28 protein-coding genes and 1 pseudogene are annotated in these 26,249 nt (G+C 61.1%); 17 read left to right on the top strand and 12 right to left on the bottom strand.

The features are described 5' to 3' along the window. Window positions 1–41: 41 nt before the first annotated feature. The 12 genes from ACQY1L_RS06305 (at window position 42) to ACQY1L_RS06250 (ending at window position 8,701) form a co-directional block, all read left to right on the top strand. Window positions 42–596 carry an RBBP9/YdeN family alpha/beta hydrolase gene (locus tag ACQY1L_RS06305; RefSeq protein ID WP_113110563.1) on the top strand — a complete coding sequence of 185 codons (555 nt, stop codon included), beginning with the start codon at window positions 42–44 and terminating at the stop codon, window positions 594–596. 235 nt (window positions 597–831) lie between these two features. Further along, window positions 832–1,596, top strand: a complete 765-nt coding sequence (purC, locus tag ACQY1L_RS06300) for a phosphoribosylaminoimidazolesuccinocarboxamide synthase (RefSeq protein WP_062456672.1) — start codon at window positions 832–834, stop codon at window positions 1,594–1,596. 15 nt (window positions 1,597–1,611) lie between these two features. Then, the gene (gene purS / locus ACQY1L_RS06295; RefSeq protein ID WP_430243372.1) at window positions 1,612–1,854 is read left to right on the top strand and encodes a phosphoribosylformylglycinamidine synthase subunit PurS; all 243 of its coding nucleotides are present in this window, start codon (window positions 1,612–1,614) and stop codon (window positions 1,852–1,854) included. 17 nt (window positions 1,855–1,871) lie between these two features. Further along, window positions 1,872–2,129: a hypothetical protein gene (locus ACQY1L_RS06290; RefSeq protein ID WP_209900972.1), complete on the top strand. Its 258-nt coding sequence runs from the start codon at window positions 1,872–1,874 to the stop codon at window positions 2,127–2,129. After that, complete coding sequence (gene purQ / locus ACQY1L_RS06285) at window positions 2,126–2,800, top strand: phosphoribosylformylglycinamidine synthase subunit PurQ (protein WP_192076944.1); 675 nt, start codon at window positions 2,126–2,128, stop codon at window positions 2,798–2,800. The genes ACQY1L_RS06290 and purQ overlap by 4 nt, the downstream gene beginning before the upstream one ends. A gap of 50 nt (window positions 2,801–2,850) precedes the next feature. Beyond that, window positions 2,851–3,249 (top strand): hypothetical protein, encoded by a 399-nt coding sequence (locus tag ACQY1L_RS06280; RefSeq protein ID WP_430243369.1) that lies wholly within the window; start codon window positions 2,851–2,853, stop codon window positions 3,247–3,249. Window positions 3,250–3,419: 170 nt separating this feature from the next. Further along, entirely contained in the window at window positions 3,420–3,917 is a 498-nt protein-coding gene (locus ACQY1L_RS06275; protein WP_430243850.1) for an acyloxyacyl hydrolase, read from the top strand. A 102-nt stretch (window positions 3,918–4,019) separates the two neighbouring features. Then, window positions 4,020–6,227 carry a phosphoribosylformylglycinamidine synthase subunit PurL gene (purL, locus tag ACQY1L_RS06270; RefSeq protein WP_430243367.1) on the top strand — a complete coding sequence of 736 codons (2,208 nt, stop codon included), beginning with the start codon at window positions 4,020–4,022 and terminating at the stop codon, window positions 6,225–6,227. A 149-nt stretch (window positions 6,228–6,376) separates the two neighbouring features. After that, the gene (locus tag ACQY1L_RS06265; RefSeq protein ID WP_062458029.1) at window positions 6,377–6,613 is read left to right on the top strand and encodes a BolA family protein; all 237 of its coding nucleotides are present in this window, start codon (window positions 6,377–6,379) and stop codon (window positions 6,611–6,613) included. 16 nt (window positions 6,614–6,629) lie between these two features. Further along, window positions 6,630–6,893, top strand: a complete 264-nt coding sequence (locus ACQY1L_RS06260; protein WP_430243365.1) for a hypothetical protein — start codon at window positions 6,630–6,632, stop codon at window positions 6,891–6,893. A 151-nt stretch (window positions 6,894–7,044) separates the two neighbouring features. Next, a complete protein-coding gene (grxD, locus tag ACQY1L_RS06255) occupies window positions 7,045–7,377 on the top strand; it encodes a Grx4 family monothiol glutaredoxin (protein WP_062456655.1) in 333 nt (110 codons plus the stop codon). Between the two features lie 118 nt (window positions 7,378–7,495). Next, the gene (locus tag ACQY1L_RS06250; protein ID WP_062456653.1) at window positions 7,496–8,701 is read left to right on the top strand and encodes a multidrug effflux MFS transporter; all 1,206 of its coding nucleotides are present in this window, start codon (window positions 7,496–7,498) and stop codon (window positions 8,699–8,701) included. A 177-nt stretch (window positions 8,702–8,878) separates the two neighbouring features. Here ACQY1L_RS06250 and ACQY1L_RS06245 read toward each other — a convergent pair whose 3' ends face one another. The 8 genes and pseudogenes from ACQY1L_RS06245 to cckA all read right to left on the bottom strand — a co-directional run bounded on the left by ACQY1L_RS06245 (window position 8,879) and on the right by cckA (window position 18,640). Beyond that, on the bottom strand, window positions 8,879–9,028 hold the full coding sequence (locus tag ACQY1L_RS06245) for a hypothetical protein (protein WP_174196607.1): 150 nt from the start codon (window positions 9,026–9,028) through the stop codon (window positions 8,879–8,881). A 203-nt stretch (window positions 9,029–9,231) separates the two neighbouring features. After that, entirely contained in the window at window positions 9,232–9,717 is a 486-nt protein-coding gene (locus ACQY1L_RS06240) for an SRPBCC domain-containing protein (RefSeq protein WP_430243363.1), read from the bottom strand. Further along, window positions 9,701–9,916 (bottom strand): annotated as a pseudogene (locus tag ACQY1L_RS06235) (ArsR family transcriptional regulator); the annotation flags it as partial. The gene ACQY1L_RS06240 and the pseudogene ACQY1L_RS06235, both read right to left, overlap by 17 nt. Before the next feature lie 96 nt (window positions 9,917–10,012). After that, on the bottom strand, window positions 10,013–10,837 hold the full coding sequence (locus tag ACQY1L_RS06230) for an inositol monophosphatase family protein (protein ID WP_430261997.1): 825 nt from the start codon (window positions 10,835–10,837) through the stop codon (window positions 10,013–10,015). Between the two features lie 40 nt (window positions 10,838–10,877). Beyond that, window positions 10,878–11,744 (bottom strand): tRNA 2-thiocytidine(32) synthetase TtcA, encoded by an 867-nt coding sequence (ttcA, locus tag ACQY1L_RS06225; RefSeq protein ID WP_430243359.1) that lies wholly within the window; start codon window positions 11,742–11,744, stop codon window positions 10,878–10,880. A 53-nt stretch (window positions 11,745–11,797) separates the two neighbouring features. After that, a complete protein-coding gene (alaS, locus tag ACQY1L_RS06220) occupies window positions 11,798–14,455 on the bottom strand; it encodes an alanine--tRNA ligase (protein ID WP_430243357.1) in 2,658 nt (885 codons plus the stop codon). Between the two features lie 228 nt (window positions 14,456–14,683). Continuing rightward, window positions 14,684–15,772: a recombinase RecA gene (recA, locus tag ACQY1L_RS06215; protein ID WP_062456635.1), complete on the bottom strand. Its 1,089-nt coding sequence runs from the start codon at window positions 15,770–15,772 to the stop codon at window positions 14,684–14,686. 246 nt (window positions 15,773–16,018) lie between these two features. Beyond that, window positions 16,019–18,640: a cell cycle histidine kinase CckA gene (gene cckA, locus ACQY1L_RS06210; protein ID WP_430243354.1), complete on the bottom strand. Its 2,622-nt coding sequence runs from the start codon at window positions 18,638–18,640 to the stop codon at window positions 16,019–16,021. Between the two features lie 275 nt (window positions 18,641–18,915). On the opposite strand from cckA, the gene ACQY1L_RS06205 reads away from it, so the two are divergent. Then, window positions 18,916–20,004 (top strand): flagellar biosynthetic protein FliO, encoded by a 1,089-nt coding sequence (locus ACQY1L_RS06205; RefSeq protein WP_062580851.1) that lies wholly within the window; start codon window positions 18,916–18,918, stop codon window positions 20,002–20,004. A 106-nt stretch (window positions 20,005–20,110) separates the two neighbouring features. On the opposite strand, the gene dksA is transcribed toward ACQY1L_RS06205, so the two are convergent. Then, on the bottom strand, window positions 20,111–20,530 hold the full coding sequence (gene dksA, locus ACQY1L_RS06200) for an RNA polymerase-binding protein DksA (protein ID WP_062456626.1): 420 nt from the start codon (window positions 20,528–20,530) through the stop codon (window positions 20,111–20,113). 265 nt (window positions 20,531–20,795) lie between these two features. On the opposite strand from dksA, the gene ACQY1L_RS06195 reads away from it, so the two are divergent. From ACQY1L_RS06195 to ACQY1L_RS06180, 4 genes are all read left to right on the top strand, one after another. After that, on the top strand, window positions 20,796–21,305 hold the full coding sequence (locus ACQY1L_RS06195; RefSeq protein ID WP_062458026.1) for a SixA phosphatase family protein: 510 nt from the start codon (window positions 20,796–20,798) through the stop codon (window positions 21,303–21,305). Window positions 21,306–21,386: 81 nt separating this feature from the next. After that, entirely contained in the window at window positions 21,387–22,853 is a 1,467-nt protein-coding gene (locus ACQY1L_RS06190) for a YcjX family protein (protein ID WP_430243351.1), read from the top strand. Beyond that, entirely contained in the window at window positions 22,850–23,923 is a 1,074-nt protein-coding gene (locus ACQY1L_RS06185) for a YcjF family protein (protein WP_430243349.1), read from the top strand. Before ACQY1L_RS06190 ends, ACQY1L_RS06185 begins: the two co-directional genes overlap by 4 nt. A gap of 103 nt (window positions 23,924–24,026) precedes the next feature. Next, window positions 24,027–24,581, top strand: coding sequence for a hypothetical protein (locus ACQY1L_RS06180; RefSeq protein ID WP_430243348.1), 555 nt, complete (start codon window positions 24,027–24,029; stop codon window positions 24,579–24,581). Here the strand turns inward: ACQY1L_RS06180 and folK are convergent. From folK to folP, 3 genes are read right to left on the bottom strand one after another with little or no spacing between them, the layout of a single operon-like run. Beyond that, window positions 24,571–25,113, bottom strand: a complete 543-nt coding sequence (folK, locus tag ACQY1L_RS06175) for a 2-amino-4-hydroxy-6-hydroxymethyldihydropteridine diphosphokinase (RefSeq protein ID WP_430243346.1) — start codon at window positions 25,111–25,113, stop codon at window positions 24,571–24,573. The genes ACQY1L_RS06180 and folK overlap by 11 nt on opposite strands. After that, the gene (gene folB / locus ACQY1L_RS06170) at window positions 25,082–25,447 is read right to left on the bottom strand and encodes a dihydroneopterin aldolase (protein WP_430243344.1); all 366 of its coding nucleotides are present in this window, start codon (window positions 25,445–25,447) and stop codon (window positions 25,082–25,084) included. Before folB ends, folK begins: the two co-directional genes overlap by 32 nt. Continuing rightward, the gene (gene folP / locus ACQY1L_RS06165) at window positions 25,447–26,238 is read right to left on the bottom strand and encodes a dihydropteroate synthase (protein ID WP_430243847.1); all 792 of its coding nucleotides are present in this window, start codon (window positions 26,236–26,238) and stop codon (window positions 25,447–25,449) included. The genes folB and folP overlap by 1 nt, the downstream gene beginning before the upstream one ends. Window positions 26,239–26,249: the final 11 nt, after the last annotated feature.

The raw sequence follows: 26,249 nt of genomic DNA, 5'->3' as shown, positions 1-26,249 counted from the left end.
AGCAACTTGATATTGAAATCACACAAACACAGATAAGCGGCATGAAAGCATCCGAAGCCGATATCCTCATCATCCCGGGTTACACCAATTCTGGCCCAGGCCACTGGCAAACGCGGTGGGAGTCTAAACTCGCCACCGCCCGCCGGGTCGAGCAATCGGAATGGGCAAAGCCGGTCAAGGACGACTGGGTCCAGCGGCTCGCGGACGAAGTGAATGCTTCGACGCGACCCGTTGTGCTCGTCGCGCACTCGCTTGGCGTGGCAACAGCCATCCACGCGATTCCTCTTTTCAAGAAGAAGGTCGCCGGCGCGTTTCTGGTCGCACCGCCCGAGGTGGCCAATCCGAAGATCAGACCCAAGCACCTGATGACCTTCGGACCCTACCCGCGCGATCCACTGCCGTTTCCGACCTTGACCGTCGCCAGCCGCAACGATCCTTTCGGCTCTTACGATCACGCCGACGATATCGCCGCGTCCTGGGGATCGGTACTGGTAGATGCGGGGGAGTCCGGGCATATCAACGAAGAATCGGGGCATGGTCCATGGCCGGAGGGTACGATGGTGTTTGCCCAGTTCCTCGGCAAACTGAAGCCCTGAACTCGGCGGTCACGCCGGAATCATGACGCATTTTTCCTGCTAGGCTGGAGCTCTGCCGCATAGCGCGACTGAGTCGCCTGCGGCCTATCCGGTAAAGGGAGCCGGCATAGCTTTTTTCATCGGGATGAAAACCGGACGGATGGCCCCGCATTGTGAAATGCGATCTTTTCCGATATGGACCCCTCAAACACGATCCATTGCGCCTGCCCCGGGTGCCAACAACGAGAAAACAATCATGAACCGTCGCCGCCGTATTTACGAAGGCAAGGCAAAGATCCTTTACGAAGGCCCGGAGCCAGGCACGCTGATCCAGTTCTTCAAGGACGATGCCACAGCCTTCAACAAGAAGAAGCACGGTGTGATCGACGGCAAGGGCGTTCTGAACAACCGCATTTCGGAATATCTCTTCACACACCTGAACAAGATCGGCATTCCCACGCATTTCATTCGTCGGCTGAACATGCGCGAGCAGCTGATCAAGGAAGTGGAGATGATCCCGCTCGAGATCGTCGTGCGCAACGTCGCCGCCGGCTCGCTGTCGGAACGTCTGGGCATCGAGGAAGGCACCGTTCTTCCCCGCTCGATCATCGAATTCTACTACAAGTCCGATCAGCTTGCCGATCCGATGGTGTCCGAAGAGCACATCACCGCCTTCGGTTGGGCAAACCCGGCCGAGCTCGATGATGTCATGGCGCTCGCCATCCGCGTCAACGACTTCCTGTCCGGCCTTTTCCTCGGTGTCGGCATCCAGCTCGTCGATTTCAAGATCGAATGCGGCCGCCTTTTCGAAGGCGACATGATGCGCATCATCCTGGCTGACGAGATCTCGCCCGACAGCTGCCGTCTCTGGGATATTGAGACGAAGGAAAAGATGGACAAGGATCGGTTCCGCCGCGATCTCGGCGGTCTGGTCGAAGCCTATTCCGAGGTGGCGCGCCGTCTCGGCATCATCAACGAAAACGAGCCGCTCCGCGGGACCGGCCCGGTTCTTGTCAAGTAATTCGGGGGATATTCAGTGATCAAGGCACGCGTGACCGTTACGCTCAAGAACGGCGTTCTAGACCCGCAGGGCAAGGCCATCGAAGGCGCGCTCGGAAGCTTGGGCTTCGAAGGCGTCGGCCATGTTCGTCAGGGCAAGGTGTTCGACCTTTCCCTTGAGGGCACCGATAAGGTAAAAGCCGAAGCAGACCTGAAGTCGATGTGCGAAAAGCTTCTGGCTAACACGGTAATCGAGAACTATACTATCGCAATCGAGTAACGGTTGCGGGGTGTGTCATGGCCGACGTCACGAATGAACTCATGTACGAACTGATGAAGCGCGTGCAAGCAGACATATCTGACATCAAAATCGGCCAACGGGATCTGAAGGCAGAAGTGAATGCCATGCGTGGTGCGATGATATCGCTCCATCAGGACATGCATAATATCCACACGGCACTGGCGCGCCACGACCTGCGTCTCGACCGTATCGAAACCCGCCTCGAGCTGCGCGAGCTGTCTGAGGCACATGCAAGGTTTGAACCACACCCATGAAGTCCGCCGTTGTCCAGCTTCCCGGCCTCAATCGCGACCGCGACATGATCGCCGCCCTCACCAAGATCTCCGGCCAGGCGCCCGTCACCATCTGGCAGACGGAAACCGAGATCCCTGACGATATCGACCTGATCGTCATTCCCGGCGGTTTCTCCTACGGCGACTATCTGCGCTGTGGCGCGATTGCAGCCCGTATGCCGGTCATGCAAGCTATCAAGCAGAAGGCAGAACAGGGCGTGAAGGTCATGGGCGTCTGCAACGGCTTCCAGATCCTCGTCGAAGCCGGCATGCTGCCGGGTGCGCTGATGCGCAACACATCGCTGAAGTTCGTCTGCAAGGACGTGAAGCTCGAAGTGGTGAATGCCGAAACGGATTTCACCCGCGCCTATGGCAAGGGCCAGATCATCCGCTGCCCGGTCGCCCACCATGACGGCAACTACTTCGTTGACGCAGAAACTCTCGCGTCCATGGAAGACAAGGGCCAGGTCGTGTTCCGCTATGCGGAAGGCACCAACCCCAACGGTTCGTTGAGCGATATCGCTGGCGTCATCAACGCGCGCGGCAACGTTCTCGGCATGATGCCGCACCCGGAAAACCTGATCGAAGCCGCGCATGGCGGCAGTGACGGTCGCGGCCTTTTTGCCTCGGCGCTCGACGTGATCGCTGCCTGACCGGTCTCAGGCCTCCGTAGCAGACAATACCATAACCCTCCGGGAACGACATGCAGATCTCTTACCGTACTTTGACTGCCATTTCTCTTGTCGCTCTCGGGACCGCGCTCGCGTCCTGCCAGTCGAAACCACCCGTCAAAGCGGTCAGCAACGCATCGGCGCTCGACGTGATGGAAAAGGTTGCCGTTGGCGCCAATCGATGCTGGTTCCGGTCGGGCGACCCTGCCTTCAAGTCCTACGCGTTCGCGCCGGAACTGACGTCCTTCTCCGGTCGTCCACGCTTTCTTCTGACACGCAAGGGCTCGTCCGATATCCGTCCGCTTCTCGTGGTGCAGGCGGAGGGCAGACCTGCCAAGCTTTCCACCTTCGGCCCGCTGATGAGCGAGCCTGTGTCGGGCCGCGTCAACGCCGATGTGCAACGCTGGGCCGCTGGCAACACCAACTGCTGATCTCGACCGTCAGAAGCCTTCTGTCGATAGCGTAAGCTCCGTACGAGTTTCGCAGACCACTCTCTCCTCAAACGGCAACATAATGCCGATTCGAGGAGAGTAGTTTGCCGCCGATTTCCCTGACACTGCCGGCGCGGATCGCCCTCGCTGCACCCTTGGCATTCCTGTCCATGGTCGCGACACCGATCGTTGCTGCCGAACAACTGTTCGACGACGCGCGTTTTGGAGTCCTCACCTCCCTGGACAGCGGTCGCAAGGAAAACGGCGTCTTCCTGACGGGAATGCTCCTCACCGATCCGTTCGGTCGTGAACAGGCGACGGGCGTTGAGAAGGTCCTGCGGCCACGTCTTCACGTCGGCGGCGAACTCAGCACCACGGGCGAAACGAGCCAGGTCTATGCAGGCTTCTCGTGGACAGTGCCGGTCACGCGCAATGTCTTCGTGGAAGCAGGCTTCGGCGGCGCGGTGCATGACGGCAACCTGGACAGCGGCGACGACCCCCAGCTTGGCTGCCGCGCGCTCTTCCACGAATATGTGGCCGCAGGCGTCAAACTTCTCGGAAACTGGCAGCTCCTGGCGCAGGCGGGCCATTCGTCTCACGCCAATCTCTGCGACGGACCAAACGATGGTCTGACCCGCGCGGGTCTGACGGTAGGTTACCGGTTCTGATCTCGGCTTTTGCCTGTGGCGCGCCGGCATTTTCTTGTCGCGCCTCGTCGAGACATAGGCTAAAGAGCGGCGCATATCTCGCTCCGCAACATAGAGAAGATCATGACCATTCCGAACAGCTTCCCGATCACGCCAGAACTCGTCGCATCCCACGGCCTCAAGCCCGACGAATATCAGCGGATCCTGGATCTGATCGGCCGCGAGCCGACCTATACCGAACTCGGTATCTTCTCGGCCATGTGGAACGAGCACTGCTCCTACAAGTCGTCCAAGCGCTGGCTGCGCACGCTGCCCACCAAGGGCCCGCGCGTCATCCAGGGCCCTGGCGAGAACGCCGGCGTGGTCGATATCGATGACGGCGATGTCGTCGTCTTCAAGATGGAGAGCCACAACCACCCGTCCTATATCGAGCCCTACCAGGGTGCGGCGACGGGCGTCGGCGGCATCCTGCGCGACGTCTTCACCATGGGTGCACGGCCGATTGCGGCCATGAACGCCCTGCGTTTCGGTGCCCCTGACCACGCAAAGACAAAACACCTCGTCTCCGGCGTCGTTGCCGGCGTCGGTGGTTACGGCAACTCCTTTGGCGTGCCGACGGTCGGCGGCGAAGTCGAGTTTGACGAACGCTACAATGGCAACATCCTCGTCAACGCCTTCGCAGCCGGACTTGCAAAATCCGACGGAATCTTCCTGTCGGAAGCCAAGGGCGTCGGTCTGCCTGTCGTCTATCTCGGCGCGAAGACCGGCCGCGACGGTGTCGGCGGCGCCACGATGGCATCGGCCGAATTCGACGCCGATATCGAGGAGAAGCGCCCAACCGTTCAGGTCGGCGACCCCTTTACCGAAAAGTGCCTGCTGGAAGCCTGCCTCGAGCTGATGAAGACCGGAGCCGTCATCGCCATCCAGGATATGGGTGCCGCCGGTCTCACCTGCTCGGCCGTCGAGATGGGTGCCAAGGGCGGCCTCGGCATCGAACTGCAGCTCGATCAGGTCCCGGTCCGCGAAGAGCGCATGACCGCATATGAAATGATGCTCTCGGAAAGCCAGGAGCGGATGCTCATGGTGCTGGAGCCTTCGAAGGAAGAAGTCGCCAAGGCGATCTTCGTCAAATGGGGCCTCGATTTCGCAATCGTCGGCAAGACCACAGATGACCTGCGTTTCCGCGTCATCCATCAGGGCGAGGAAGTCGCCAACCTGCCGATCAAGGAACTGGGCGACGAAGCGCCGGAATACGACCGTCCGTGGATCCAGCAAAACCCGCGCCCTGACCTGGCAGCGGGAGACGTTGCAGCCCCGACGGATTACAACGATGCCATTCTGAAGCTGGTCGGCTCTGCCAACCAGTCCAGCCGCCGCTGGGTCTGGGAACAGTATGACACGCTGATCCAGGGCAATTCGCTGCAGCGCCCCGGCGGCGATGCCGGTGTCGTGCGCATCGAGACCCATCCCACCAAGGCGCTCGCCTTCTCGTCCGATGTCACGCCGCGTTATGTCGAGGCAGACCCCTATGAAGGCGGAAAGCAGGCGGTCGCCGAATGCTGGCGCAACATCGTCGCGACCGGCGCAGAACCGCTCGCAGCCACCGACAACCTCAATTTCGGCAACCCGGAAAAGCCTGAAATCATGGGCCAGCTCGTCGGCGCCATCAAGGGCATCGGCGAAGCGTGCCTGGCACTCGATTTCCCGATCGTCTCCGGCAACGTCTCCCTCTACAACGAGACCAACGGCGTCGCCATCCTGCCGACCCCGACGATCGCAGGCGTTGGCCTGCTGCCCGACTGGCAGAAGATGGCAAGGATCGGCTCGGCCGGCGACGGCGACGTGCTGATCATGATCGGTACCGATGGCAGCCATCTCGGCTCCTCGATCTACCTGCGCGACATCCTCGGCTCGACAGAAGGCCCAGCACCCACCGTCGATCTTTCCGCCGAACGCCGCAACGGTGACTTCGTCCGCTCGGCAATCCGCAACGGCCACGTCAGCGCCTGCCACGACATCTCCTCCGGCGGCCTGGGTCTCGCCCTCGTCGAAATGGCGATGGCGTCCGAAAAGGGCATGACCGTCAGCCTGTCGGAACAGCGCGGACCGTCGCATGCTCTCCTGTTCGGGGAAGATCAGGCACGTTACGTGATCGCCGTTCCGGCCGACATCGCCAATTTCCTGCAGGCCAATGCCGAAGGTTCAGCCGTGCCCTTCCGCCGCCTCGGCAAGGTCGCCGGCGAACGCGTCGTCGTCGATGACATCGTCGACATCACTGTCGAGGATCTCACCATCGCTCACGAGAGCTGGTTCCCCTCGTTCATGGCATGAGCAACGACCGGGCGGCGTCGATCGATCCAAATCCTCTAGCAATCTGGATTTGAGGTTGTTACCTCTTTGACCGGAGGACGGCTTTCAGGCAGTCTTTCGGTCAAAGCATGCCGCGATATGAGTCTGCGGCCGAAGAAGAGGAAGACACTATGCCCATGCGTCCCGGCGATATCGAAGACATGATCAAGGCCGGAATTCCCGGCGCCAAGGTCACGATCCGCGATCTGGCGGGTGACGGTGACCACTACGCAGCCGAGGTCGTCGCGGACGCGTTCCGCGGCAAGAGCCGCGTCCAGCAGCACCAGATGGTCTACGAAGCGCTGAAGGGCAATATGGGCGGCGTTCTGCATGCCCTGGCGCTTCAGACCTCCGCTCCATCAGAGTAACGGAGCTTCGGGTGCGATGTCCGACCTGATCAAGCAGATCGTTACCAGCGTTGTGGACGATGTCGTCAAGCAGCTTCTGGGCAAGTCGCACGGCCGCACGCCTTCCAAGCGCAAAAAGCGTCAGACCCGCGCCGCTGCATCAGGAAGCACGCGGTCCGCGACCACGGGTATGTTCACCGGCAAAACGCCCAGAACGCGATCAAAACTTGCGAGGCCAGCGAAAAAGCAGACGAGCCGCCGGCGCACTGCCACCAGCCGCAGCAAGCAACGCAGCCGATAGCCCTAAGGGGCACGTCATTGGTGGCGTTGCGCGAAGGCGTAAACAGTTTGACAGTTCCAGCGGAATTGCGCTGGAATTAGTAAGGTCACCTTGCTATTTAAGGGGCAAGACACCGCAGCGGTCCTTGAAACCGCGTGTGAAAGGAAAGATCATGAGCGGCATTCACGACTTCATCGCAAACGAAATCAAGACGAACGATGTCGTTCTCTTCCTCAAGGGCACGCCCCAGTTCCCGCAGTGCGGCTTCTCGGGCCAGGTGGTCCAGATCCTCGATTACCTCGGGCTCGACTACAAGGGCGTGAATGTTCTTGCCGACGCGGAAATCCGCCAGGGCATCAAGGACTATTCCAACTGGCCGACGATCCCCCAGCTCTACATCAAGGGTGAGTTCGTTGGCGGATGCGATATCGTCCGCGAAATGTTCCAGTCGGGCGAGCTCAAAACCCATATCGAGGAACAGGGCATTACCGTCCGCGCAGCCTGATCCGGCTTGATATACTCTCCAAAATTTTGAAGGCGCCGCTCCCACGGCGCCTTTCCCATTCTTTAGGAAATCCCCCGTGACAAATCCTTCACATCCCGTTGTCCCAAAGCTGCAAGGCATGGGAAGGGCACAATTCATTGCCATGATGGCCGCTCTGATGGCACTCAACGCCCTCGCCATCGATATCATGCTTCCCGGACTACAGCAGATCGGCGCAGCACTCGGCGTCGAGAACGAGAACCATCGACAGTATGTCGTCTCGGCCTATCTGTTCGGCTTCGGCATCGCCCAGCTCTTCTATGGCCCGATCTCCGACCGTTTCGGTCGACGCACGCCGCTTCTGATCGGTCTCGGCATCTACATCGTCTCCGCGATCGCCGTCGTTTTCGTCCCCTCCTTTGCGGGCCTGCTCATCCTGCGCTTTATCCAGGGCATCGGCTCGGCTGCGACCCGCGTCATCTCCGTCTCGATCGTCCGCGACGTCTTCGGCGGTCGCGCCATGGCGGAAGTCATGTCTCTCATCATGATGGTGTTCATGATCGTACCGATCATCGCGCCCGGAACGGGACAGCTCGTGCTGCTGTTTGGTGACTGGCACCTGATCTTCGTCTTCATCGCCGTCGTCGCAATCATTGTCACGATCTGGGTTGCCCGCAAGCTGCCCGAAACGCTGGATCAGGCCGATGTCCGCCCGTTCACGGTAAAGTCCATCGTCGCCGGCTTCCTGATCGTGCTCACCAATCGCATGGCGCTTTGCTACACGCTCGCGAGCACGTTCATCTTCGGCGCCCTGTTCGGCTTTATCAACTCGGCCCAGCAGGTCTATGTCGGCATCTACCAGCTCGGCGTCTGGTTTCCGGTGGCGTTTGCTGCGGTCGCTCTGTTCATGTCGATCTCGGCCTTCCTCAACTCTCGCTGGGTCGGCAGGCTCGGCATGCGCAAGCTGTCGCACGCCGCCATCATCGGCTTCGTCGTGGTCACCTTCCTGTGGCTGAGCGTCCAGTTGCTGTCATCCGAACCGATGCCCTTCCTGCTGTTCCTGGCCTTCTTCGCCATGGCCATGTTCCTGTTCGGCCTGATTGCCTCGAACTTCAATTCGCTGGCAATGGAGCCCCTCGGCCACGTGGCGGGCACCGCGTCCTCCGTCCTCGGCTTCATGGGCACGGTCGGCGGCGCGATCATTGGCGCATCGATCGGCCAGGCCTTCGACGGCACGGCAACCCCGATGGTGGCAGGCTTCTTTACCGTCTCGGTCATCGGCCTGATCTTCGTGCTGATCGGCGAAAAGGGAAAGCTCTTCCGGCCCCATAACCACAAGGCCTGACGGTCCATCACGTCAGCGCGAAAAAAGGCCGGAGCGATCCGGCCTTTTTCGTATCCGCTTTGTCTCGAAGGGGCCGGTTTCGGTAGAAGGCGAGATGACACTCTAAGGGAGATAGTCAGCTTTCGGCCCTTTGCGGTCATACTTCCGATGGTTCACCACCGGTAACCGCCGGTCTGTTCAAAACCCCTCCGGCCACAAGAGGTAGAAAATCGTGCCGAAGAATATGGGCACGGTGATGCAGGAAATGATTATGAAGGCGATGAAGCCTAAGAAGGGGTGACGCCGCTCCCACCGGCGAAAGCCAATCAAGCTCTCTTTGATTTTCATCGGGTTCATCTACTACGGATTTTGATCTCTTGCCACATGGCACGTCCGCTTCTGGCGCAGAGCTGCCAAAGACGCCTTTCGGCCCGTTGCGGACATAGAACGGCGCCGCGAGATTGGTTTGCTTTGCCTTCACCACCCGCGAAAAGCTCGGTGGGGTAGCGCGCCTGAGGCATACGTTGCCCCGATGCGTTTCCGCAACAGCGCTACTCAGCTTTGCTGGTCAGCAATTCGTCGAGCTGGTCCAACTGCTCGGGCAATGCGACCGCCGAGCCCTGCAGGGCCTCCTCAAGCGCCCCCTTGGACGGATAGACCTCGTGGAAACGCAACAGCGTCGTGCTGCCCTGGTCCTTGAGGCTCACGGTCGTGACCGCGCCCTCTTCGCCCTCGTCGTTGGTCCAGACAATGCGCTCGTTCGGTACGACCTCGAGATACTTGCCATGAAAGGCCATGGTATCGGAATCGCCGCCAGCACCGAATTCCAGCCGATACTTGCCGCCGGTACGCACGTCCATGTCGCACGATACGAGCGAGAGGCCAGGGACCGATTTGGGAACCCACCAAGCCTGGAACATCTCGGGCTCACTCCACGCCCTGAAAACGGCGCTCGGCGGCGCATTGAATGTCCTCCTGACGACCAATTCACGATCGCCCCTGCGCTCCACTGATGTCCTGTCAACTTGCTGATTCATCGGTTGCCTCCCGTCGCATGGTACTGATGAGTTCATTCAATGCTTCGAAGCGGGCCTCGAGAAGCTTTCGATGCGCCTCTACGCACTCGGCCTCCGCCTCAAGTCCGTGCTTCCCAAGCCTGCAGGTTCTCACCCGTCCGATCTACTCGGTGACAACGAGCCCCGCTCGTTCGAGAACCTGGATATGCTTCCTCATGCCGCCCTCCGGCACCAGAATACACGAGGGTTCAACGAGGACAACGGAGTTGGCTTACGGTGTCGTTTCGCCCTCTACTGGGACCGACCCCTTGAAGGCTCAGTCGCCGATGAGTTCGCGGCGCAGCATCTGCCAGCTGTCCTTGCAGGTCGCGACCAGCAGCCCGCCATCCACGTGGTTCGGCAGGTAATCGGATCCGTCGAAGCGCGCCGCATAACCGCCGGCCTCCGTGGCAATCAGGGTGCCCGCCAGATGATCCCAAGGCATGAGCTTGTTGTAGAGAAGGTATTGCACGTGCCCGCCGGCAAAGGTGCGATACTCGTGCGCGGCACATCGATAGTTGGCAAAGAAACGCACCTTCGCCAGATTGGCCAGCAGCCGCTCTCTCTCCTCGCCGAAGAAATACCCGGGTGACGCCATTCCGACCATGTCGCCGATCGGTGTCGCTTCCGCGACCGCAAGGCGCACCGCATCGCCGTCAGGACGGCGCAGGAAGGCGCCTGCGCCCTTTTCCGCCATCACCCAGTCGTCACCCATCGGATCGTAGATGATGCCGGCCACCGTTTCGCCTTTCCAGACGACAGAGGCCATGACACCGAAGGCAGGAATGCCGGAGGCGAAATTGAATGTGCCATCGACAGGATCGACGACGATCGCGAAATCCGAACTTCCTAGCTTGGCGAGAAGCGACGGATCGGCGGCCACCAATTCTTCGCCGACAAACAGAGCATCAGGCGCCAGCGCTTCAAGCTCGCGGCGGATCAGACGCTCGGCAGCCTCGTCCGCTTCGGTCACCAGATCCGACGGCTCGCTTTTGGAACGCACGTCGCCGCTTCCAAGCCGCCGGAACCGCGGCAGGATCTCTTCCTTCGCCGCAAGGCGCAGGATGTCGGCAAGCTTGGCTATATCGAGCGGCATGGTCATGGTGTGAGATCCTGCAGTGGTAGGAGCAGCTTGTTGGGGATCAGGCGGCGGGGTTGGCGCTGAGGCCGGAGAAGTCGAACAGTTTCGGGTCAAGCAGATGCGACGGGTTCACATGCGCCAGCGCCCGCAGCATCGTGTCCTTGCGCCCCGGCATGCGTGTCTCGATATCGGCAAGCATGGCCTTCATCGCATTGCGCTGCAGCCCGTCCTGCGAGCCACAGAGGTCGCACGGGATGATCGGGAATTCCATGGCGGCAGAAAATTTCGCCAGATCGTCCTCGGCGCAATAGGCGAGCGGCCGCAGCAGCATCACGTCGCCTTCGTCGTTCAGAAGCTTTGCCGGCATGCCGGCAAGCCGTCCGCCGTGAAAGAAGTTCATGAAGAAGGTTTCGAGAATATCCTCCCGGTGGTGCCCGAGAACCAGTGCATCACACCCCTCTTCACGGGCGATCCGGTAGAGATTGCCGCGCCGAAGCCGCGAACAGAGCGCGCAGTAGGTTCCGCCCGCCGGCACCTTTTCCTTCACGATCGAATAGGTATCGCGATACTCGATCCGGTGCTTGACGCCGATGGAGGTGAGATAATCCGGCAGGATGTGTTTGGGAAAGTTCGGCTGTCCCTGATCGAGATTGCAGGCAAGCAGCTCGACCGGAAGCAGGCCACGCCACTGCAGATCGAGCAGAATGGCGAGAAGCGAATAGCTGTCCTTGCCACCCGACAGGCCGACCAGCCAGCGTTTCTGGTCCTTCAGCATGCCGAAATCGTCGAACGCCTGACGGACCTGCCGCAGCAGCCGCTTGCGCAACTTGTTGAACGAGACCGAACTCGGTGCATCCCGAAACAGGGACGGCACGAGGCCATCCACGACCTCGTCGATCTCGTCTGGTACGCTCGCGTTCAATCCCATGTCCAAACCTCATGTGAAACGGGCGGCCAGTGGCCGCCCGATCAGTCCAATCCTCAGGCGCCGAGCGCTGCGGCCACGGCTTCCAGCGCTTCACTGGCCTTGGCACCGTCAGGGCCACCGGCCTGCGCCATATCCGGCCGTCCGCCGCCGCCCTTGCCGCCGAGTGCCGCAGAGGCGATCCGCACCAGATCGACGGCACTGAAGCGGCCGATAAGATCAGGCGTCACCGCCACGACCGCGCTCGCCTTGCCGTCTTCGGAGACGCCGATCAGCGTCACGATGCCGGAACCGAGCGTGGCCTTGCCTTCGTCCGCGAGCCCCTTCAGGTCCTTCGCGTCGATGCCGGCCAGTGCCTTGCCCATGAACTTGATGCCCGCGATGTCACGGATGTCGTCGGCAGAACCACCCTGCTGACCGCCACCCATGGCGAGCCGGCGCTTGGCGTCTGCCAGTTCCTTCTCGAGCTTGCGACGCTCGTCGATCAGCGCCTCGACACGGGAGACAAGCTCACCGGGCTGAACCTTTAGCGCACCGGACAAGGTCTTCACGCGCTCATCCTGCTCGGCGAGATAGACACGCGCCGCATCCCCCGTCACCGCTTCGACACGGCGAACACCAGCGCCAACGGCGCTTTCGGAGAGAATGCGCACGAGGCCGATATCGCCCGTCGCGTTCACATGCGTGCCACCGCAGAGTTCGATCGAATAAGGCTTGCCGGCCTTCGGGCCATCGACGGCCTTGCCCATGGAGACAACGCGAACTTCATCGCCGTATTTCTCGCCGAACAATGCCATCGCACCTTCGGCGATCGCATCGTCGACGCTCATCAGGCGCGTGGTGACCTGCGCGTTCTGCAGAATGATGGCGTTGGCCATATCCTCGACGACCTGCAACTCCTCGGATGACATCGGCTTCGGATGCGACACGTCGAAACGAAGACGCTCCGGCGCAACCAGCGAGCCCTTCTGCGCCACATGGGTGCCGAGCACTTCGCGCAGGGCTTCATGCAGCAGATGCGTGGCGGAATGGTTCGAGCGCAGGCGCGAACGGCGTGCGTGATCGACGGCGAGGATGACCGCGTCACCAGCCTTCAACGTGCCCTCAACGACGGTCGCGATATGGACGAACAGCCCCTCGCCCCGCTTCTGGACGTCGGTCACTTCAAGCTTGGCGTGGTCGGTCGAAATCAAACCGGCATCGCCCATCTGACCGCCGGATTCACCGTAGAACGGCGTCTGGCTGACGACGATCTGAACGGCATCGCCGCTCGAGGCACTGTCGATGGCCTTGCCATCCTTGACGATCGCCTGAACGACACCTTCGGCAGTTTCGGTGTCATAGCCGAGGAATTCGGTGGCGCCGAACTTTTCCTTGATTTCGAACCAGACGGTTTCGGTCGCCTTGTCGCCGGAACCTGCCCAATGCGAGCGGGCTTCGGCCTTCTGGCGTTCCATCGCATCGGTAAAGCCCGACAAATCGACGCCGATTTCGCGGGCGCGGAGCGCGTCCTGCGTCAGGTCGAGCGGGAAACCGTAGGTGTCGTAAAGCTTGAACGCGGTCTCGCCATCAAGCATGTCGCCCTTGTCGAGCGTGCTGGTCGCGTCCGAAAGCAGCGACAGGCCACGTTCGAGCGTCTTCAGGAAGCGGGTTTCCTCAAGCTTCAGCGTTTCCGTGGTCAGCGCCTCGGCGCGCACCAGTTCCGGATAGGCGCGGCCCATTTCCTGAACCAGCGTCGGCAGGAGCTTGTACATGACCGGTTCTTTGGCACCGAGCAGCTGCGCATGGCGCATGGCGCGGCGCATGATGCGGCGAAGCACGTATCCACGGCCTTCGTTGGATGGCAGCACGCCGTCGGCAATCAGGAAGGCTGACGAACGCAGATGGTCGGCGATGACGCGGTGGCTGGCACTGCCCTCGGCCTTCACGTTCAGGACATCCTCGATCGTGCCGATCAGCGTCTGGAACAGGTCGGTGTCGAACACGCTCTGCTTGCCCTGCAGGACGCAGGCCATGCGCTCGAGACCCATGCCGGTATCGATCGACGGACGCGGCAGCAGCGAACGCTCGCCAGGAGCCGTCTGCTCGTACTGCATGAACACGAGGTTCCAGAATTCCAGAAAGCGGTCGCCGTCTTCTTCAGGCGAGCCCGGAGGTCCGCCCCAGACATTTTCGCCCTGGTCGATAAAGATTTCCGAGCACGGACCGCAGGGGCCGGTATCGCCCATCTGCCAGAAATTGTCGGAAGTGGGAATGCGGATGATCTTGTCGTCGGAAATGCCGGCGATCTTCTTCCACAGCGTCGCAGCTTCCTCGTCTTCCGAATAGACGGTGACCAGCAGCCGGTGCTTGGGCAGATCGAACCCTTCTGTGACCAGCTTCCAGGCAAGCTCGATCGCGTTTTCCTTGAAGTAGTCGCCGAACGAGAAGTTGCCGAGCATCTCGAAGAAGGTCAGATGGCGGGCGGTGTAACCGACATTGTCGAGATCGTTGTGCTTGCCACCGGCGCGCACGCATTTCTGGGATGTGGTGGCCGTGGTGTAGGGGCGTTTTTCAAGACCCGTAAAGACGTTCTTGAACTGCACCATACCGGCATTGGTAAACATCAGCGTCGGGTCATTGCGCGGCACAAGCGGGGACGAGGACACAACCTCGTGGCCGTTCATTTGGAAATAGTCGAGAAACGTCGACCGGATTTCATTCACGCCGCTCATGCTAAGCCCTTTTTATCGCCGGGTGCGATGCTGTTATTCGAAGACGAAAGGCTTGTATCGTCCGCGTTCCCGACTGTCCAGCCACAGCACCCCTAATCATCCCAAACCCGCCCGAAACGCAGACCGGCCGCGCATCTCGTAGATGGCGGCCGGCAAGATTTGAAAGCCGAAAAACCGGCGAAGATCAGCGTCAGGATGCCCTATATCGGCATCCCAACCCAGGTCCGATCAAGGGTCGGGGGCCTGGTCGCCGTCATTGGCATCGGGTCCGCCATTCTGCAGGAACTTGTCGGCGATCAGGCCGGCATTCTGGCGCAGCGACGTTTCGATTTCGCGTGCCACCTCGGGATTGTCGCGCAGGAACGACTTCGCGTTCTCGCGGCCCTGACCGAGACGCTGGCTGTTGTAGGAGAACCATGCGCCCGACTTCTCCACGATCCCAGCCTTAACGCCGAGATCGACGAGCTCGCCGGTCTTGGACACGCCCTCGCCATACATGATGTCGAATTCGACCTGCTTGAAGGGAGGCGCCATCTTGTTCTTGACGACCTTGACGCGTGTCTGGTTTCCGACGACTTCTTCGCGTTCCTTGACCTGGCCGATGCGGCGAATGTCGAGACGGACGGAGGCGTAGAACTTCAGCGCGTTACCGCCTGTCGTCGTTTCCGGCGAACCGAACATCACGCCGATCTTCATGCGGATCTGGTTGATGAAGATCACCATCGTCTTCGACTTGGAGATCGACGCTGTCAGCTTGCGCAGTGCCTGGCTCATCAGACGGGCCTGAAGACCCGGCAGGCTGTCGCCCATTTCGCCTTCGATTTCGGCGCGCGGCGTCAATGCCGCAACCGAGTCGATGACGAGAACGTCGACAGCACCGGAACGCACCAGCGTATCAGTGATCTCAAGCGCCTGCTCACCGGTGTCAGGCTGCGAGATCAGGAGGTTATGCAGATCGACGCCGAGCTTGCGGGCATAGACCGGATCGAGCGCGTGTTCCGCGTCGACGAAGGCGCAAACACCGCCACCCTTCTGAGCCTCGGCAATGGTCTGCAGGGCAAGCGTTGTCTTGCCCGAGCTTTCCGGACCATAGATTTCGACGATACGGCCCTTCGGCAGACCGCCGATGCCGAGCGCAATATCGAGGCTCAGGGAACCGGTGGAAACTGTCTCGATCTCGACGATGCTATCGTTCGAGCCAAGCTTCATGATCGATCCCTTACCGAAGGATCGTTCGATCTGTGAGAGTGCTGCTTCGAGCGCCTTGCTCTTGTCCACGCCTTTATCCTCTACGAGCCGCAATGAATTCTGTGCCATGAGGTCCCACCTTTAGGTTATTGCCGCCACGCAAGCAATGAAGCAGCCGATGGACATCGTGTACTCTTTTTGTTCTCATCAATCAAGAGGCTTTTATCAGCTTGATTGAACTGCGTTATCGCGATTTCGTTCCCGGAACGTTCACGCACGCATAACCTGTGGAAAATCAGGCGTTAAAGCAAGAAGCCTCGCGGTTCGACGGACGAATCGCGAGGCTCCATAAAGGTTGGCAGGCGGATCAGAAAATCAGTCCGAGTCGAGCATCTCGCGAACCGCAACGGCAAGCTGCTTCAGCGAAAACGGCTTGGGCAGAAAACCGAACTTCGCATCGGCCGGCAGGTTGCGCGCAAACGCGTCCTCCGCGTATCCGGAGACGAAGATGAACTTCAGATCCGGATAGGATTTCCGCAGTTCCGTCAGAAGCGTCGGCCCGTCCATCTCAGGCATTACAACGTCGGAAACGACGATATCAACCTTGCCTTCGAGCTCGTCCATGATGTCGAGTGCTTCGACGCCGGATCCGGCTTCGTGCACGGTATAACCGCGCGTTTCCAGCATGCGCTTGCCACCCCGGCGAACCGCTTCTTCATCTTCCACAAGCAGCACGACCGCAGACTTGCCCGTGAGATCCATATCATCTGCCGGCGCTTTCAAAGCCACAGGCTGTGCGGCTGCCAGAGCTGCAGCCTCTGCGGCCTCTGGCGTGATGACCGGTATTTCGGGAATGTGACGCGGCAGGAACAGCCGGAAACTCGTTCCGCGACCGACTTCGGATTCCGGATAGATATAGCCGCCGGACTGTTTGATGATGCCATAGACCATCGAAAGGCCGAGACCTGTACCCTTGCCCACTTCCTTGGTGGTGAAAAACGGCTCGAAGATCTTGTCCATGATCTCGGGCGGAATGCCCGTGCCGCTGTCGGCAACCTCGACCATCACGAGATCTTCCGCCGGCAGATCGGCCTGATGGAAGCTGCTGGTTTCCTCGGCCGTCACATTGCGGGTCTTGATCAGGATCGTGCCGCCCTGCGGCATCGCATCGCGCGCGTTGACGCAGAGGTTGATGAGAACCTGCTCGAACTGCGACAGGTCGGTACGCACCGGCCACAGGTCACGCCCGTAGTCGACATCGAGCTTGACATTGGTGCCGGAAATCAGCCGGTCGACCAGCATGCGCAGGTCGCCCACCACATCGGTGAGGTTCAGCACCGCCGGACGCATCGTCTGCTTGCGCGAGAAGGCCAAGAGCTGGCGCACCAGAACGGCGGCCCGGTTGGCGTTGCGCTTGATTTCCATCAGGTCGGCAAAGCTCGCATCGGACGGACGCGCCTGCAAAAGCAGGTGATCGGAGGACAGAAGGATTGCCGTCAGCACATTGTTGAAATCGTGGGCGATGCCGCCTGCCAGCGTTCCCACAGCGTTCAACTTCTGGGTCTGCGCCATCTGCGTCTCGAGCGCCTTTTGCTCGGTCGTCTCGACGGAATAGATGATGGCCGCCTCTTCGGGTGCCTCGTCGCTCTCGTCGATCACCGCATTGACGTAGAAACGCAGATAGCGGGTCTCGTCACCCGGATGCCGCGAATCGATCGGAGTAATGTCGCCCTGCCGGTCGCGTGCGGCAGCAAGCGCCGCCATCAGCTGATCGCGGGTCGTCTCGTGCGCGATACGCTCCAGCGACGCACCACTTTCCACGTCGTCGCGGGTCAGAACCCCGGCGAACAGTCGCAGGAACGGCGCATTGATGCGCAGGATCCGGCCTTCGCCATCGACGGACGCAATGGCCATCGGCGTGTTGTTGAAAAAGCGCGTGAAACGCATTGCCGACGCGGATTGATCGGTGTCCTCACCATGCGGCCGGTTGATCACGACACTGCGGCTTTCGCCGGGCGCACCGTCGCGCATGGAGCTGACGCTGTGAACAAGTCGCACCGGCAGGCTCTGGCCGTTGGCACGGCGCAGGTCGAGATCGAGCGTCTCCGTGCGCTTCAGGCCTGGCGCCGGTTGAACCGATTGGATCAGCGCCATGCCCTCGCCCGCCACGAGATCGTCGATCGTCATCGATCCCGGAGAAAACTTGGTCAGATCGAGACCCAGCCATTCAGCCAGCGTGGCGTTGAGATAGAAGATCTCGCCCTTCTTGCCCGCGGAAAAGAACCCGACCGGCGCATGGTCGAGGTAGTCGATGGCGTTTTGCAGTTCGCGAAAGAAGCGCTCCTGGTCCGAACGTTCCGAGGTCGTGTCGGTAATCTGCCAGATGTCGAGCTGCGCCTTGTTGTTTCCCGAACCCGCCAGAAGGCCGGCCTTCAGCCTGTACCAGAAGGCGCCCGCACCATTCTCTCCAACGACGGCAGTGCCCGTGCTGCGGCCAAGCGGCTGCAGCAGGCGGAATTCTTCATGACCCTCGCGGCCTTCCCGCAGCGCGGATGTCAGCCTGTAGAGCGCCTCGTTGGATTCGCGCGACTTGGACAGAAGCGTTTCAAGGGATTGGATATCGCTCTTTTTCGTCGCACCGGTCATCCGACCATAGGCAGCGTTCGCGTAGACGATGCGACCCTTGATGTCCGTGATCAGGATACCGTCTGGATGGCCGGCCAGGAAAGCGCGGGCGAGATCGTCGGACCGCGATTGCGGCATGACTTCCACGAGGCCAATCATCGAAGAGACGAGGAAAAAAATGCCGACCATGGCAAGGATGCCCAGCAGGCCGAGCACAATCTCATTGTCGAGTGCCTGCTGAAAAACCACAAAAGCGACTGCAACGCCCAGCAGCACCAGCGCCAGAAGCACGATCCGAAGAATGGTTCCACCCCGCGTCTTACGCTCGACCAGTGGGGTCTCGTAGTTGCCGCCCTGCTGCAACTTCGTCATCAATCCCTCGCATTTCGCAACGGCCGACTGCCGAAGCCATCCTACTGCGGCCGTCATGCTCCACGGAGCCGAAAACCCTATGATTCCTTCTTAGCAAGTTGTCGGCGACGCAAAAAGCTCCGTTGTGCCAGAAAACCCGGGACAGTGAAGACTTGTGCCCTATCTTTCCTCTCCGAAGTGATGTTTTCCATCAAGACAGCATCGCAGCACCCCTTGATCGAAGCGAAAATTGTCGTCTTTTCAAATGTGACGATTGGCATGAGGAGTATCAGCATATGGCCGAAGAACTGATGGGCGCCTATGGCAGCCGGATGGTTATCGCGGTCCTCGGTGTCGGCATCGGGCTTCTCTTCCTGTTCGGCATCTTGTGGATGCTGCGCGGTCGCAATGGACCGTCGCCGTTCGTCCGCGGGGGACGCAACCGCAATCCGCGGCTGCAGGTGCTGGATGCGGCAGCCGTCGATGCACGTCGCCGCCTCGTGCTGATCCGCCGCGACGGCGTGGAGCACCTCGTCATGATCGGCGGGCCGACCGATATCGTGATCGAAACCGGCATCGCGACGAACTCGCCCTCACAGCCCTCCGCCATTGAAAGCGCGCCTTCTGAACCACGTCCCGCACTTGCCCAGAGGCAGCGTCCGGACCCTCGCCCGGCAGCTCTGCCAGAGGCCGAACGGCCTGAGCCCATGCGGGAGATTTCTGTGCGCGACGACGCCCCGCGTGCGAAGCCACCACTCGCGACCCAGCCATCTCCCATTCCCGCTCGCCCTGTGAGCCCGGTATCCCGGTCGGAGCCGACGCCGACTGCGTCCGTATCGCCACCCGCCCCGCAGCGACTGGATCCGCCGGCAAGACAATCCGCCCCCGAGCCACAGCGTCCGGCACCGACCGTCGTCATCCCGGCAACGGTTTCGACAGCCGCTGGCGTTGCCGCAGCGCCGATCGCCGCGGCAGCGATAACGGCGATCCCGCAGCCTGCACCATCCAGGGTCGACGATGCGGCAAACGCGCTTGAAGCCGCGCGCAGTCGGGTTCTTGCTCACGCCGAGCCCGACCAGCCGACAGAACCGTCGCGCGTTGTCCCGATCAATCCTGAGGACCTCTCGACCGGCGGACAGCCGGCCCTCGAAAAGCCGAAGATGCTCGGGAGCGATTTCGAGAAAATTCTGGAAGAGGAAATGGCACAAAACCTTGCGGCGCGGGAAAACGCCGGCCGCGAGACGATCGCGGTACCAGCACCAAACCGCCAGTTGCCGCAGCGCGATCCTGCTGTCGCACCGATTACCGGCGCGACTGCCGAGCCATCACTTCAGGACGAAGTCGCCCGTATATTTGGGGAAATGTCCGCCACGCGCGATAAATGACATGCAGGGCCGCGGGCTTTGCACGTATCCATGACATCAAACGACAAAAGGCACGGTTTCCCGTGCCTTTTGTCGTTTCTGCCGTAGACCATGCGTCAAGCAGAAATCATTCGTCGCGATAGACCTTTTCGCGACGCTCGTGCCGCTCCTGGGCCTCGATCGACAGGGTTGCGATCGGCCGGGCGTCAAGACGCTTCAGTCCGATTGGCTCGCCGGTTTCTTCGCAATAGCCATAGGTCCCGTCGTCGATGCGCTGCATCGCCGCGTCGATCTTGGAGATCAACTTGCGCTGCCGGTCACGGGCACGAAGCTCGATGGCTCTATCGGTTTCCGAAGATGCGCGATCGGCCAGATCGGGATGGTTGGCACTTTCCTCTGCCAGATGATCCAGAGTCTCCCGCGCCTCCCGCAGGATATCGTTTCTCCAGGCCGTCAGTTTTGCCCGGAAATACGCCTTCTGGTTTGCATTCATGAACTCGTCGGTTTCCGAGAGTACATAATTGCTAAGATCGATCTTCTCACTCAACGCGATTCTCCTGAAGAACATCTCGTGGCCGCTCTATATCGCTTTGGTTGTTCCGGTTCAAGCCTTCCGCTCGTTATTGAGGCAATTTTAAAATTGTCACAAAAATCAGCTAAATGACTATTTTCTATGCTTTAATCGACTTCGGTTGAAACCGGTTCCTGGGCAGCGCAACTGGCAATCATGGCGCAGGCGTGGTTGAAGTTCCGAAGTCACGGAATTACCGTCCAGGCGGTCAAAGGAGAAAGAAATGGCGTCTTTCACCGATATGCCGACACTCGCGCCGCCGCCGTCACGCATCTACCTTCTCCGGCACGGCCGGGCGGCCAACCCGGAACAGGGTCAGAGAGATTTCGATCGAACACTGACGACGGACGGTTTCGCCGAAGCGGAAATCGTTGCCGACAAGGCGGCGGACCGTCGCTACCGCCCCGACGCTGTTATCAGTTCGACGGCTATGCGTTGCCGCCAGACTGCGGAGGCGGTGCGCCGCGCAATCAGCGAAACCATCGAGCCCGAATTCATCGATGAGGTCTACAACGGATCGGTCGGCACCTATCTCGCGCTGATTTTTACCAGCGACCGCAGCGGATCGGTGATGCTCGTCGGGCATAACCCGACGATCGAGGACGTGTTCGGGGAACTGATCGGAAAAGAGCATGCAGCCCGCGCCCTGCCCTCAGGGTATCCGACGGCAGGCCTTGCTGTCATCGATCACGCAGGCCGAAGCGACGGCTCGCGACCCGCATGGAACCTGACAGATTTCATCACGCCGTGACCACAGATTCCAAGGCATCCCATCCCTTTGCGCATTGCCTGACGGTCCCTATATAGCGACAAACAGTTTTGGGACGACACCTTGCCGCCAGCGCTCACCAGTATCACCGACGACGCGAAGATTGCTCTCGATAATCTCGCCGATCGCGCATCGAACTTGGTCAATCCGTCGATGCGGCTTGGCGTTACCGGCTTGTCGCGTGCCGGCAAGACGGTGTTCATCTCGTCGCTTGTCCACAATCTCCTGAACGGCGGCCGACTGCCGCTGTTCGAGGCAATGCGCTCCGGCCGGGTCTCGCAGGCGCGGCTCGAGCAGCAGCCGGACGACGCGATACCGCGCTTCCAGTATGAGGATCACATCGACGCACTGGTGCGCGAACGGATCTGGCCGGACTCGACGCGCGCGATCTCGGAACTCCGCGTCACGCTGGAATACCAGAGCGCCAGTGGATGGAACCGGATGTTTTCCCGCGGCCGGCTGTCGATCGACATTGTCGACTATCCCGGCGAATGGCTGCTCGATCTGCCGCTGCTGGCACAGGATTACGAGACCTTCAGCCGCAACACGGTAGCCCTTGCCCGTACCGGCATTCGCGCCGAGTTGTCGAAGGACTGGCTTTCGTTCGCCTCCGGCATAGACATGGACGCACCGGCGGACGAAGGAACCGCGCGTCGGCTGGCCGAGAGTTTTGCGGCCTACCTGAAAGCCTGCAAATCCGATGAGCGCTCGCTCTCCACCCTGCCGCCCGGGCGATTTCTGATGCCCGGCGACCTGGAAGGTTCGCCCGCCCTCACCTTTGCGCCCCTCGCCGATCTTCCGGATACGCCGGCCCCGAAGGGGTCGTTCCGGGCGATGATGGAGCGCCGCTACGACGCCTACAAGACAATCGTCGTCAAACCCTTCTTCCGCGAGCATTTCGCGCGTCTCGACCGGCAGATCGTGCTGATCGACGCGCTCCAGGCGATCAACCGTGGCCCTGAGGCCGTGCAGGATCTGGAACGCGCACTGACCGACGTACTCGCCTGCTTCCGTCCCGGCCACAACAGCTTCTTCTCGTCGCTGGTCGGCCGGCGCATCGACAAGGTGCTGGTCGCAGCCACCAAGGCCGACCATCTGCATCACGAAAGCCACGACCGGCTGGAACGCCTGACCGGCCGCCTCGTCGACCGCGCCATCGAGCGGATCGGCATGGCCGGCGCCGGCATCGACGTGATGGCAATCGCCTCCGTGCGCGCCACGCGTGAAGCTTCCGTGAAGGACGGCAGTCACCAACTGCCGGTCATCGTCGGCACACCGATGGCAGGCGAAACCATCAATGGCGAAGTCTTCGACGGCACGCGGCAGACGGCGATCTTCCCTGGCGACCTTCCGGCCGACCCGGAAGCCTTGTTTCGGCAGCTCGGTCAGCCGGGCTCCGAGCTTCCGGATGTCAACGTGGTGCGCTTCCGTCCCCCGGCTCTCGACGAAAAGGGCGGCATTACCCTATCGGTCCCGCATATCAGGCTCGACCGCGCCATGCAGTTTCTGCTGGGAGATCGCCTCGCATGACCGACCGCAAGATCACCGATGACCGCCGCCGCCCCTCTTCCTTCGTTGTCGAGGATGACATGCCGCCTAAGGACGAGCCGCAGACCCATCCGAACCGCGCACCGCGCCGCTTCGACGACGGCGTTGCCATCACGCCGGACGAGCTCGATCCGTTCATCAGCCCGCAGGAACTTTCACCGGACGCGCTTGCCGTCGCGGTCCCGGTCAAGCGGAAGCGGTTCTCGTTCGCCAACCTCGCAGCCGCGGCCTTCGGCACATTCCTGTCGCTCGCCTTCGGCCTATGGGCAGATCGGATCATCCGGGATCTGTTCGCCCGGTCCGACTGGCTCGGTTACGCGGCAGCGGCTGCGCTCGGCGTCGGCATCGTTGCGCTTCTCGTCATGGTCGGTCGCGAGATCGTCGGAATGATGCGGCTTGCCGCGGTCCAGACGCTGAAGACGCAAGCGGAAGAAGCCTTGAAATCAACGAGGCCGACCGCGGCCAGAACCGTCGTTGCAGCCCTGACAAAACTGACCGGTCACCGGGCGGAGACCGCCCGCGGACGCGCAGCCCTCGATGCGACGAAGGACGACATCATCGATGGCCCGCAACTGATCGATCTCGCCGAGCGCGAACTCCTGTCGCCGCTCGACCGGCAGGCTCGCATCCTCATTCTCGGCGCCTCGAAACGGGTCTCCGTCGTCACCGCCGTCAGCCCCCGAGCAGTTGTCGATCTCGTTTACGTCCTGTTCGAGGTGACGCGATTGATCCGCGCGATGGCAGATCTCTACGGCGGGCGGCCGGGCACGCTCGGGCTTTTGAAGCTGATGCGCGACGTCATGGCGCATCTGGCCGTCACAGGCTCGATCGCCGTTGGAGACGGCATCGCCCAGCAGGTTCTGGGCCACGGCCTGGCTTCCCGGCTATCGAGCAAACTTGGCGAAGGCGTCATCAACGGCCTTTTGACGGCCCGCATCGGCATCGCCGCGATGGATCTTTGCCGCCCACTTCCCTTCCGCGCCGTGAAGCGTCCGGGGATCGGCGACTTCATGTCCGATCTCTCTCCGGTCGGTCCGCGCAAGACCGATTGATGCCGCGGCGTTTACCTTCCGTGACCCGAAAAGATACCAGTCATTAACCATTCCGCGCTAATTTACGAGGCACTTGAAGTTTCTGGTTTCCAAGGGAAAGCACATGTATTCGCGCCTCTTTTCGCTTTTCGGCGGCATCGTTGCACTGACCATCGCAACGGCGCCAGCCCTGGCACCTGAGGCCTTGGCGGCTTCACGTGACAAATCCTTTTTCCAGCAGGTCGGTGGTGTCTGGAAAGGCCCGGGCGAAATCGTCGCGGGCAAGTACAAGGGCACCAAGTTCAGCTGCAACCTGGTTGGCGCTGCACAGCCGGATGGCACTGTCGGCATCAAGCTCGATGGCACCTGCCGCGTCGGCGTCTTCCAGCAGCCGATGTCCGCGGTCATCAGCCAGAGCAGCACCGGTTATTCCGGCAAGTTCCTGGATGGCGCCCAGGGCAAGGGCCTCGATATCGTCTCCGGTTCCGTTAATGGCGACAAGGTCGTGATGGGCATCAACCGTGCACAGCTGAATGGCGCAATGGTCGCCAGCCTGCGCGGCGAAAACAAGATGAACATCACCATCTCGGTCAAGGTCGAAGACCAGATGGTGCCTGTGATCGGCCTGTCGCTGGATCGCGATCTCGATTCGATCGCCGTCGGCTCGATCAAGCCGTAATCCACCAGTCCCTGTTTGCATCAGCAATCCTGATGCCTTCGATGTCCGCCTCTGCCAGCCAGTCGCGGACATTTTTCTGTCCGAGGACCATATCCGGCGCGACATCGGCAAGCGGCATCATCACGAACCCCCTCGCCGTCATGCGCGGATGCGGAAGCTCCAGCCTCTCGGTTCGAAACTCTTGGTCGCCGTAAGTCAGCATGTCGAGATCGATCGTTCTCGGGCCCCAGCGCTCGACACGCTGGCGCTTGCGCCGCCTTTCCATATCGAGACAGACATCGAGAAGCGGCTCGGGAAGAAGCGACGTCTCAATCAGCGCGCAGCAGTTCAGGAATTCGGCCTGATCGGTCTTGCCCCATGGCGGCGTGGCATAAAGCCGGGAAACAGCGACCACCCGACAGTCCGATCGGCCATCGAGCTCCCGCAACGCATCCGCCATCGCGGCCCGCGGATCACCGACATTACCGCCGAGCCCCAGCGCTACCAATTCCATCGAGCCGTCACGCGACATGCTCGATCCTGACTTCGGCATGATCGAGAATTCCAGGGATCGGCACGCTCGGCTTGCGCACCGTCACCTCGACCCGGCGGATCTGCGACGACCAGGCGCAGAGCGCCTTCGCGATGTCCTTGGCCAGCGTCTCGATCAGGTTGCGGCGCGTATCGGTCACGATCCTCTCGACGATCTCATAGGCTTTGCCATAGTGCACGGTGCTCTCGACGTCGTCGTTCTCGAGCGCTTCCTCGGCATCCACATGCATGACGAGATCGACATAGAATCGCTGACCAAGCGTCTCCTCTGCCGGGAGCGCGCCATGGCGAGCGAAGAACGCACAGTTCTTGAGGGCGATGCTGTAGGTCCCCATCAGATGTCCTTACCTTGTGCTGCGTGGATTGCTAGAACCGCATCTGCCATCAGCAGCGCATCGCGGTTGGCGGCCACGTTATGGACCCGGAAGATCGCAGCCCCAGCAAGCCTGAGAATCGCAGTCGTGGCAGCGGTGCCGATATCGCGCTGATCAGCCGGATCCCGCATCGTGACCGCACCGATAAACCGTTTCCGCGACGTTCCCGCCAGCAACGGAAATCCGAACGCATGCAACTCGCCGAATCGCGCCATCAGTTCCATGTCCTCGTCGCGGTTCTTGGCAAAGCCGAACCCGGGATCGAGCACGATCGCCTCATCCTTGATCCCCGCGGCATGCGCGATCTCAAGCGAGCGGGTGAGAAAATGGTGCTGGTCTTCAATCACATCAGCCCGTCGATCGGTCCGGTCGCGCCCCGTATGCATGATGCAGAGACCGGCCGCAGTTTCGGCGGCGACGTCAGCCATTTCAGGCTCGCGCTGCAGGCCGTGCACGTCGTTGATGACATGGGCGCCGGCTGCCATGGCCAGCCGCGCCGTTGCCGCACGATAGGTATCGACCGAGATGATGGCGTCGCTTTCGCCCGAGAGTTTTTCGATCAGCGGCAGGATGCGGTCCTGCTCTTCGGCAGGCGTCACCGGGTCCGCACCGGGCCGTGTCGATTCGCCGCCGATATCGAGGATCGTTGCGCCCTCGGCGACGCAGGACAGCGCATGCCTCAAGGCCGCATCCGTTTGCACATGTCGACCGCCGTCGGAAAACGAGTCCGGCGTCACGTTGACGATCGCCATGATATGGCCTT

Source organism: Neorhizobium sp. DAR64862/K0K3, assembly GCF_050500185.1.
GTDB lineage: Bacteria > Pseudomonadota > Alphaproteobacteria > Rhizobiales > Rhizobiaceae > Neorhizobium > Neorhizobium soli.
This window is presented reverse-complemented; position numbering and strand designations above follow the sequence as displayed.